Annotated in this window: 9 protein-coding genes and 1 pseudogene; 5 read left to right on the forward strand and 5 right to left on the reverse strand. The window is 60.9% G+C overall.

All coding sequences use genetic code 11. From position 1 onward, the window contains the following. The 3 genes from cysT to oscA form a co-directional block, all read right to left on the reverse strand. Entirely contained in the window at positions 1–819 is an 819-nt protein-coding gene (gene cysT, locus ACQ4LH_RS18030) for a sulfate ABC transporter permease subunit CysT (RefSeq protein WP_257779197.1), read from the reverse strand. A gap of 153 nt (positions 820–972) precedes the next feature. After that, positions 973–1,983 carry a sulfate ABC transporter substrate-binding protein gene (locus tag ACQ4LH_RS18035; protein ID WP_430698469.1) on the reverse strand — a complete coding sequence of 337 codons (1,011 nt, stop codon included), beginning with the start codon at positions 1,981–1,983 and terminating at the stop codon, positions 973–975. A gap of 162 nt (positions 1,984–2,145) precedes the next feature. Continuing rightward, on the reverse strand, positions 2,146–2,328 hold the full coding sequence (oscA, locus tag ACQ4LH_RS18040; RefSeq protein WP_430698470.1) for a sulfur starvation response protein OscA: 183 nt from the start codon (positions 2,326–2,328) through the stop codon (positions 2,146–2,148). A gap of 262 nt (positions 2,329–2,590) precedes the next feature. Here oscA and ACQ4LH_RS18045 point away from each other — a divergent pair, with 262 nt between their 5' ends. Then, positions 2,591–3,172 (forward strand): alpha/beta hydrolase, encoded by a 582-nt coding sequence (locus tag ACQ4LH_RS18045; RefSeq protein ID WP_430698471.1) that lies wholly within the window; start codon positions 2,591–2,593, stop codon positions 3,170–3,172. 86 nt (positions 3,173–3,258) lie between these two features. Continuing rightward, positions 3,259–4,210, forward strand: a pseudogene (locus ACQ4LH_RS18050) (sigma 54-interacting transcriptional regulator). Here ACQ4LH_RS18050 and ACQ4LH_RS18055 read toward each other — a convergent pair. Continuing rightward, positions 4,207–5,124, reverse strand: a complete 918-nt coding sequence (locus ACQ4LH_RS18055; protein ID WP_430698472.1) for a choline sulfate utilization transcriptional regulator — start codon at positions 5,122–5,124, stop codon at positions 4,207–4,209. The pseudogene ACQ4LH_RS18050 and the gene ACQ4LH_RS18055 sit on opposite strands and share 4 nt — an antisense overlap. A 112-nt stretch (positions 5,125–5,236) precedes the next feature. Here ACQ4LH_RS18055 and betC point away from each other — a divergent pair, with 112 nt between their 5' ends. The 3 genes from betC (at position 5,237) to ACQ4LH_RS18070 (ending at position 9,378) form a co-directional block, all read left to right on the forward strand. Then, the gene (gene betC / locus ACQ4LH_RS18060; protein WP_430698473.1) at positions 5,237–6,745 is read left to right on the forward strand and encodes a choline-sulfatase; all 1,509 of its coding nucleotides are present in this window, start codon (positions 5,237–5,239) and stop codon (positions 6,743–6,745) included. Positions 6,746–6,799: 54 nt separating this feature from the next. Continuing rightward, positions 6,800–7,723, forward strand: coding sequence for a choline ABC transporter substrate-binding protein (gene choX / locus ACQ4LH_RS18065; RefSeq protein ID WP_430698474.1), 924 nt, complete (start codon positions 6,800–6,802; stop codon positions 7,721–7,723). A gap of 80 nt (positions 7,724–7,803) precedes the next feature. Then, complete coding sequence (locus ACQ4LH_RS18070) at positions 7,804–9,378, forward strand: SulP family inorganic anion transporter (RefSeq protein ID WP_430698475.1); 1,575 nt, start codon at positions 7,804–7,806, stop codon at positions 9,376–9,378. A gap of 76 nt (positions 9,379–9,454) precedes the next feature. On the opposite strand, the gene ACQ4LH_RS18075 is transcribed toward ACQ4LH_RS18070, so the two are convergent. Further along, positions 9,455–9,637: OmpA family protein (locus tag ACQ4LH_RS18075; RefSeq protein ID WP_430698476.1), on the reverse strand; the 183-nt coding region annotated here is incomplete at its 5' end.

A 9,637-nucleotide genomic window follows, 5' to 3' on the forward strand; every position in this document is an offset into this window, starting at 1 on the left:
TCAGGACTTTGCAATCTGGCGCTGCAGCAGGTTGATCAGCAGCAGCAGAATGAAGGAGACCACCAGCATCAAAACGCCAATCGCGGTGGCGCCGGTGTAGTCGTACTGGTCGAGCTTGACCATGATCAGCAGCGGCAGAATCTCGGTTTTCATCGGCATATTGCCGGCGATAAAAATCACCGAACCGTACTCACCAACGCCACGGGCAAAGGCCAGGGAGAAGCCTGTAAGCCAAGCTGGCAGCAACGCTGGCAGCAGCACATGGCGAAATACCTGCAGTGGTTTGGCACCGAGGCAGGCAGCGGCCTCTTCGACCTCGCGGGGAATATCAGCCAGCACCGGTTGGATGGTGCGCACCACAAACGGCAGGGTGACAAAGGTCAGCGCCAGGGTGATGCCGATGGGCGTGTAGGCAATCTTGAAGCCCAGGTCGGTGGCGAACTGGCCGACCAGCCCGCTCGGTGCATACAGCGCGGTCAGGGCGATACCGGCAACAGCGGTGGGCAAGGCAAAAGGCAGGTCGATCATCGCCTCTATCACCTTGCGTCCCGGGAAGGTGTAACGCACCAGCGCCCAGGCCAGTAATGTACCGATAATGCCGTTGATCACGGCGGCCGCGAAGGCAGTGGCAAAGCTCAGCTTGAGCGCTGCCAGTACCCGCGGTGCGGAAATGATGGCCCAGAATTCAGCCCAGGTAAGCTGAGCGGCGTGAACAAACATGGCACCCAGAGGAATCAGCACCAACAGGCTGAGGTACACCAGGGTGTAACCCAGCGTCAGCCCGAAGCCGGGTATGACGGGGGAAGTACGACGAGACATGATTTGGCCTTGTGCTTGTTAAGCGACGATCTAACGACGCGTTGCGAGCGAAGGTCAGACAAGGCGAAAGCCGGCGAGGGACGCGGAGTTTACGGGCTGTAAATGAGCAGTCCCGAGCCGGCTTTCAACGCAGTATGACCGAGCGCAGTAGCGTCACTGCGCCTGATAGATCTGATCGAAAACCCCACCGTCGTTAAAGAACTTCGGCTGTGCGGTTTTCCAACCGTTGAAGTCCTTGTCGATGGTCACCAGCTTCAGTTCCGGGAACTGCTTGGCGAACTCACCGGCAATGGCCTGGTTACGCGGACGGTAGAAGTGCTTGGCCGCCAGACGCTGACCTTCATCGCTGTACAGGTAGTTGAGGTAGGCCTCAGCCACTTTGCGCGTGCCCTTCTTGTCGACGTTTTCATCGACTACAGCCACCGGTGGCTCGGCCAGGATCGACAGTGACGGTGCGACGATTTCGAAGTTGTCGCCGCCCTCTTCTTTCAATGCCAGGAAGGCTTCGTTTTCCCAGGCCAGCAGCACGTCGCCGATCTGGTTGTTGACGAAAGTGATGGTTGAGCCGCGCGCGCCGGTGTCGAGTACCGGCACATTCTTGTAGAGCTTCTCGACAAACTCCTGAGCCTTGGCTTCGCTGCCGAATTTCTGCTGGGCGTAGGCCCAGGCGGCGAGGAAATTCCAGCGCGCACCGCCGGAGGTTTTCGGGTTCGGGGTGATCACTTCCACGCCCGGCTTGACCAGATCATCCCAGTCCTTGATGCCTTGCGGATTGCCCTTGCGCACCAGGAACACGATGGTCGAGGTGTAGGGCGTGCTCGATTGCGGCAGACGCTCCTGCCAGTTTTCCGGGATCAGCTTGCCGAGCTTGTGCAGCTCGTCGATATCACCGGCCAGGGCCAGGGTCACCACATCGGCGCGCAGGCCGTCGATTACCGCCCGGGCCTGCTTACCCGAGCCACCGTGGGATTGCTGAATGGTGATGGCCTCATTGCCCTGGGCTTGCCAGTGCTTGTTGAAGGCAGCGTTGAATTCGCTGTACAGCTCACGGGTCGGGTCGTAGGACACGTTGAGCAGGGTTTCAGCGGCGGCCACCGGGCCTGCGGCCCCGGTAATAGTCAGTGCGCTGGCGAGGGCGGCAAAAGCAAAACGGCGAATGGACATGGTGCGGCTCCTACTGGGACAAATACGGGGTTGGCGTTCAATGGGTCGACTGCTCTCGCGATCTGCCGCGGCTATACGGCGCGGTGCGCATGGGCTCGACTCTTGTCATTGCACGCCCTCCGGTGGTCCGGTCGGGCCTTGCTGCTGGTGGCGTTGCTGGCTTTAGCTGATCTTGTTGCTTGGGGCTGGCAGGCGAAATTTTTCCTTGCGTTCGATCTGCACGACCTGGCCGTTGTGCACGGTGATTTCCACAGAGCCAAACTTCAGGCCATTCAGCGCAGCCTGGATCTCGCGCAGGATGCTGGCGTCGTCCTGACCTTCAAGGTTTTTTAGGGTTGCGGTCATGGTGGTGCTCCTTGAAATAGCCCCACTGCGAGCGACGAAAACGGGTCGTGGTCAGTGGGCGTGGAGCGGATAGTAGAGAACCGCTAATATTCTTAAAAATATTATTTAAGAACATTTATATGCTTTTTTTGCATATACAAATCCATAACCTTCTCGCACAGAGAAATGAGATTTCAGGCATAAGCAAATAAGTTCTTATTCTTTTTGATATTCATCAGTCCTCCCTACACTGCAGCCATTCACATCTGCAGGAGGGCGCACGATGCGCAACGAAACTATCCGTTACCTGATAGTGCCGGGCTGGCAAGGATCGGCCGACGAGCATTGGCAGAGCCACTGGCAGCGCAGCCTGCCGAACAGCGCCCGGGTGGAACAGGCCGACTGGCTAAACCCCAAGCGTGAAGACTGGGTCGCCGAACTGCAGCGCAGCATCGCCAGCGATCCGCGCCCGACCATCCTGATTGCCCATAGCCTGGGCTGCATCACGGTGGCGCATTGGGCAGCCCAGGCACCGCTCGAATCGCTGCGCCGGGTAAGGGCCGCGCTCTTGGTCGCACCAGCCGATGTGGAACGGGCCAACTGCCCGCCAGCGCTGCAGAACTTTGCACCGATCCCCCAGCACTCACTGCCCTTCCCCAGCCAGTTGGTCGGCTCGGATAACGACTCGGCTGCCACTGCTGCACGGGCGATTGAGCTGGCCCGCGACTGGGGCAGCGATGTAGCGATCCTCAGCGGCGCTGGGCATATCAATGTGAAGTCGGGGCATCAGCGCTGGGAGCAAGGTTTTGCCTACCTCTATCGCCTGCAGAGCCGCATCGAACAAGCCGACCGCCGCCGCGCCTGATAAGCCAATCGCCTGACCGGCCGCAGGCCCTGTATAGAACATGCAACCTGCCTGCTCGCAATCCGGGCCGGGCTGGAGACTCGTTGATGAGCCAGAACCATTTCAGTGGCCAACCGCTGCTGACCTTTCCCGATGCGGAAAAAAGCCCGCTAAGCATCCGCGCCAAAGCGCTGGTGTTTATTGATCCACGCTCCCGGCAGCTGCGCGACCAGGTCGAGCAGCTCGCCACACAACCTTTACCGCTGCTGATCGAAGGTGAAACCGGTACCGGTAAAGAGTTGTTGGCGCGACATATCCACCGCGCCAGTGAACGCACGGGGTTGTTCGTGGCACTGAGCTGCAGCGGCCTGAGCAGCCAACATGCCCAAGCCGAACTGTTCGGCTATGCCGCCGGCGCCTATCAAGGCAGCGCCAGCAGTCGAGCCGGCTGGTTTGGCTCGGCCAACCACGGCACTCTGTATCTGGATGAAATCGGTGACCTACCACTGCCGCTGCAGGCTGAACTGCTTAGTGCCCTGGAAACCGGTGAAGTGCTGCGGGTCGGCGCCAGCCAGCCGAGCCCGGCAGATGTCCGGCTGCTGGCTGCAACCAGTATCGACCTGGCTCAGGCTGTGGCCGCAGGCAAATTCAATGAGCGGCTGTACGGTTATCTCAGCGACGGCCGCCTTGACCTGCCGCCACTGCGTGAACGCATCGGCGATATTCTGCCCATGGCGGAATACTTCCTCGGCATCTATGCCCAGCGCCTGAGTCTGCCGCTGCCAGTCATCAGCGATGCCGCACAGCAGCGCCTGGAAGCGCACAACTGGCCAGGCAATACCCGCGAGTTGGAAAACGTTATCCACTTCGCCCTGCTGGTCAGCAGCGGTGAGGAAATCCTCAGCCAGCACCTCAACCTGACGGGCAGCGTTGCGCCCCCTGACGGCTATTCAGCGGGGCCTTGAACAGTTACTTGGCGATGCCAATCCGCAGCAGCTGGCTAGCCTGCGTCAGTTGCTGCAGCAAACCGAACAGCGTCTGAACCAGCTCGTCGGTTAAACGCCTGGCCCCTTGGCCAGTTCGGCTTGTAGCCAGGCAACAAATACCTGGGTCAGGCGCTGGCGACGTTTGCGCTCGGGCAGCACCAGGTAGTAACCCATATCCGAATGCGCAACTTCATCACCCACACGGCACAGCAGGTTCTGCGTCAGCAGTTCATCGACCAGATGCCGCCAGCCGATGGCCACACCCTGCCCGGCGATGGCCGCCTGAATCAGCAGCGTGTAATTGTCAAAACGCAGGCTGCCTGGGCTCGGCGTTTGCTGCAGGCCGAAAGCGCGAAACAGCCCAGCCCAATCGAACCAGCGCGAACGGTTTTCCGGGCGCAGATGCAGCAGCGGCAAACTGGCCAGCGCCGCCGGTGGCAAAGGCAACGTTTGCCCCTTGAGCAGTTGCGGGCTGCACACCGGAAAAACCTCTTCGCGAAACAGCAGCTGCGCCTCGGCGTGTTTGAAGCGGCCATCGCCGAAGTTGATCGCCACATCGATCTCCGCCGGCAGCGCGCCCTGATCACGCTCACTGGTAATCAGGCTGACATCCACCTCCGGATGCAGCTGATGGAAACGCTGCAAGCGCGGCATCAGCCAGTAGGCGGCAAAGGCAAAGTCGGTGGCCACCTGCAGCACCTCGTGCTGCTGCTGCGCAGTCACGGCCTGCAGGCCGGCATCCAGGCTCTGCAGGCCGTCCTGCACATAGCGCAGCAACAGCTCGCCGGCATCGGTGAGGACGATACCGCGGTAGACCCGATCAAACAGACGCGTGGACAGCTGCTGCTCCAGGCGTTTGATCTGCTGACTGATCGCCGGCTGGCTGGTGCCCAGCTCGCTGGCTGCGGCGGTAAAGCTCAGCTGGCGGGCGGCGGACTCGAACACCCGCAGCACATCCAGCGACACGCCTTCGATGCTTTTAAACATAAGCTGTGGTTATCCAATGCATGTACTAACAGCAGGTTTACCAGGATTTTTGTTAGCTGGATGATCAAGCCAGCACTGTCGCATAAATCTTTTATATGGAATACCGGCTGCCATGAAACGCCCGAACATCCTCTTTATCATGGCCGATCAGATGGCCGCGCCGATTCTGCCGCTGCACGATGCCGCCTCACCGATCCAGATGCCCAACCTGATGCGCCTGGCCGCCGAGGCCGTGGTGTTCGACGCCGCCTATTGCAACAGCCCACTCTGCGCGCCGTCGCGCTTCACTCTGGTGAGCGGCCAGTTGCCCTCGAAGATCGGCGCCTACGACAACGCCGCCGACTTCCCCGCCGATGTACCGACCTACGCCCATTACCTGCGCAGCCTGGGCTATCGCACCGCGCTATCGGGCAAGATGCATTTCTGCGGCCCGGACCAGCTGCATGGTTATGAAGAGCGTCTGACCAGCGACATCTACCCCGCCGACTACGGCTGGGCGGTGAACTGGGATGAGCCGGACGTGCGCGCCAGCTGGTACCACAATATGTCCTCGGTGCTGCAGGCCGGCCCGTGCGTGCGCACCAACCAGCTGGATTTCGATGAAGAGGTGGTGTTCAAGGCCCAGCAGTTCCTCTATGACCACGTGCGCAGCGATGGCGAGCAACCCTTTTGCCTGACCGTGTCGATGACCCACCCGCATGATCCCTACACCATCCCGAGCGAGTTCTGGGACCTCTACCGCGACGAGGACATTCCGCTGCCGCGCCACACCATCGCGCAGAATGAGCAAGACCCACACTCGCAACGCCTGATGAAAGTCATCGACCTGTGGGACAAGCCGCTGCCCGAACAGAAGATCAAGGATGCACGCCGCGCCTACTTCGGTGCCTGCAGCTATATCGACAGCAATATCGGCAAGCTGCTGAAAACCCTCAAGGACTGCAACCTGAGCGACAACACCATCATCGTGTTCTCCGGCGACCACGGCGACATGCTTGGCGAGCGCGGCCTCTGGTACAAGATGCACTGGTTTGAAATGGCCGCCCGGGTGCCGCTGCTGGTGCATGCGCCCAAGCAGTTTGCCGCACGCCGAGTGAGCCAGAACGTCTCGACCATGGACCTGTTGCCGACCCTGGTGGAACTGGCCGGCGGCACGCTGCAAGCCGATCTACCGCTGGACGGCCGCTCGTTGCTGGCGCACCTCGAAGGCCGCCAGGGTCACGATGAAGTGATTGGCGAATATATGGCCGAAGGCAGCATCAGCCCGCTGATGATGATTCGTCGCGGCGAGTGGAAATTTATCTACTCCGAGCTTGATCCCCTGCTGCTGTTCAACCTGCACCACGACCCGCAAGAGCGCGAAAACCTGGCAGAGTCCGCCGAGCACCAAAGCTTGCTGGCCGACTTTATCAACCAGGCGCAGGCGCGTTGGGACATGCCGGCAATCCATCAGGCCACCCTGGCCAGTCAACGCCGTCGACGTTTCGTCGCCAGCGCTCTGACCCACGGCCGCCTGACCAGCTGGGACCATCAACCGATGGTCGATGCCAGCCAGCAGTACATGCGCAACCACATCGATCTCGACGACCTCGAACGTCGCGCCCGCTTTCCGCAAACCTGATTGCAAGCCACTGCCGCGTTGATCCATAACTAATAATTCAAGGGGACATATGCCATGCACAGATTCAGCACAGCACTTATCGGCGGCCTGTTACTGGCCGCCAGCAGCTACAGCCTCGCCGAAGACGCCAGTTGCGCCACGGTGAAACTGGGCGATCCGGGTTGGAGTGATATTGCCGTGACCAACGGCATCGCCAGCTTCCTGCTCGACGGCCTGGGCTACAAGGCGCAGCCGCAGACACTGGCAGTGCCGATCATCTTCGCCGGGCTGCAGAAAGGTCAGGTGGATGTGTTCCTCGGCAACTGGATGCCAGCGCAGCAGAGCAATTACGACAAGTTCGTTAGCACAGGTGAAGTCGAGCAGGTGGTGGAAAACCTCAGCGGCACTGAATACACCCTGGCGGTGCCCGCCTATGCCTATGAGGCCGGGGTGAAAACCTTTGCCGATCTCGATCAGCATGCCGACAAGTTCAAGCACAAGATCTACGGCATCGGTTCCGGCGCACCGGCCAACGAGTCGATCCAGAAGATGATCGCCGCCGACGAATTCGGTCTCAAGGACTGGAGCCTGGTCGAATCCAGCGAGCAGGCCATGCTGGTGCAGGTCGGTCGCGCGGTGAAACGCGAGCAGTTTGTGGTGTTCCTCGGCTGGACCCCGCACCCGATGAACGTGCAATACGACATGCGCTACCTCAAGGGCGGCGAGAAGTACTTCGGCGCCAGCGGCAGCGTCAACACCCTGGCCCGCAAAGGCTACGCCGCGCAGTGCCCGAATGTCGGCAAGCTGCTGAGCAACCTGAAGTTCACCCAGGAAATGGAGAACGCCATCATGGATCAGGTGCTGAGCAAACAGGCCAGCAACGATGAAGCGATCAAGGCCTGGCTCAAGGCCAATCCGGGGGTTGTCGCGGGCTGGCTCGCGGGCGTTACCAGCCGCAGCGGCGGTGATGGCCTCGCGGCAGTCAACGCCAAGCTTTGAACCCGCCGGCTTGATTCCCTAAAGTAGACGGGCCGCTGCCCTGCAGCGGCTTTGTCCATCGTCTGCACAAGAAGCCGCCCATGTTGCTACACCGCCTTCAGAGCCTGCTGCCTTTTCTGCGCTGGCTACCCAACTGCAGTAAACGCAGCCTCGCTAAAGACCTGTTGGTAGGCCTGAACGGCGCCATTCTCGCGCTGCCGCAATCTATCGCCTACGCGCTGATCGCCGGTCTGCCACCGCAATATGGTCTGTACGCGGCCATCGTACCGGTGCTGATTGCCTGCCTGTGGGGCTCGTCCAGTTACCTAATCTGTGGGCCGACGGCGGCGATTTCCATCGTTCTATTCAGCAGTATCAGCCCGATAGCGACACCGGGCAGCGACAACTTTATTGCCCTGATTCTGCTGCTGACGCTGCTGGCAGGCGTTTGCCAATGGCTGCTCGGCCTGCTGCGTTTCGGTGCGCTGGTGAATTTCGTATCACACTCGGTGGTACTCGGCTTCACCATGGGTGCGGCGTTGGTGATCGGCATCGGCCAGTTGCCCAACCTGCTCGGTCTCACCGTCACTAGCCAGGCCACGGCGCTGATGAGCCTGCTCAGCCTCGGCGAGCACCTGGCCGAGAGCGATTGGCGCACCCTGGCTGTAGCGCTATTCACCCTGGCCATCAGCCTGCTAAGTAAACGCCTGTGGCCGCGCGCACCGGCGCTGCTGTTGGGGATTGTTGCCGCCAGCCTGCTGGTCATGGCCTGGCCTGAGCAGCTGGGTGCAATCGCATTAGTCAGCCGTTTCGAAGGCAGCCTGCCGCCCTTCGCCCTGCTGGATTTCAACCTAACCCACATCCTGCAACTGCTACCCGCCGCCGTGGCCTGTGGTTTGCTCGGCCTGGTCACCAGTCTGTCGATTGCCCGCGCCCTGGCGGACAAATCCCAGCAGCCGTTCGATGCCAACCAGGAAGTTCGCGCCCAGGGCCTGTCTAATATCGTCGGGCCCTGGTTTAGCGGTTCGCTGTCGGCCGGCTCTTTCACCCGCTCGGCGCTCAACCTGCAAGCCGGCGCCTGCTCACCGATGGCTGGGGTGTTTGCTGCCCTGCTGGTGGCGCTGTTTGCCCTGTATGGCAGCCGCCTGTTTGCCTACGTGCCGATCCCCGCCATGGCAGCGAGCATCCTGCTGATCTGCTGGGGGTTGTTCGATATCAGCGCAGTAAAAGCGCTGCAGCGAGTCAGCCGCAGCGAATTTCTGGTAATGCTGCTGACCGTACTGGCGACCCTGGTGCTGGAGCTGCAGAGCGCCATCTACGCCGGCGTGCTGGCCTCGCTGATCGTCTACCTCAAGCGCACCTCGCAGCCGCGCGTGCGCCAGTGGCAGGACGGCGAGCAGGAATGGCTGTGCATCGAAGGCTCGATCTTTTTCGGCGCCTGCCACTACCTGCAGCAGAGGCTGCAACGCAGCTCCGCGCCCTGGGTGATGATTGATGCGCGGCATATCAACTTTATCGATTTCGCCGGCATCGCCATGCTGCACCAGGAAGCGCGCCGCCTGCACAGCCAGCAACGCCATCTGGTGCTGCACCATGCGCGGCCCCATGTGATTGCCGAAATCCACAAACTAGAAGGCAGCGAACACTGCCCGGTGCAGTTCGCCGGAGCGTCTTAAGCGCAGCCACGCAGGTCGGAAAGCTCCCGACCTGCGTTAACCCAATCTGCAAGGGCTGCAGATTAGCTAGCGGGCATCAGCGCTGCGAGGCCATGTCCTGGCTGATGATGATTTCCACCCGCCGATTCATCTGCCGACCTGAAGCCGATTCATTGCCGGCAACCGGCATGCTCTCGCCTTTACCTGATGCACCCAGACGGCTTGGGGAGACACCCTGGCTGGTCAGGTAATGCATCACCGAATCGGCCCGGCGCTGCGA

The organism is Pseudomonas peli (genome assembly GCF_050563605.1).
In the GTDB taxonomy this organism is placed as follows: Bacteria; Pseudomonadota; Gammaproteobacteria; order Pseudomonadales; family Pseudomonadaceae; genus Aquipseudomonas; species Aquipseudomonas peli_A.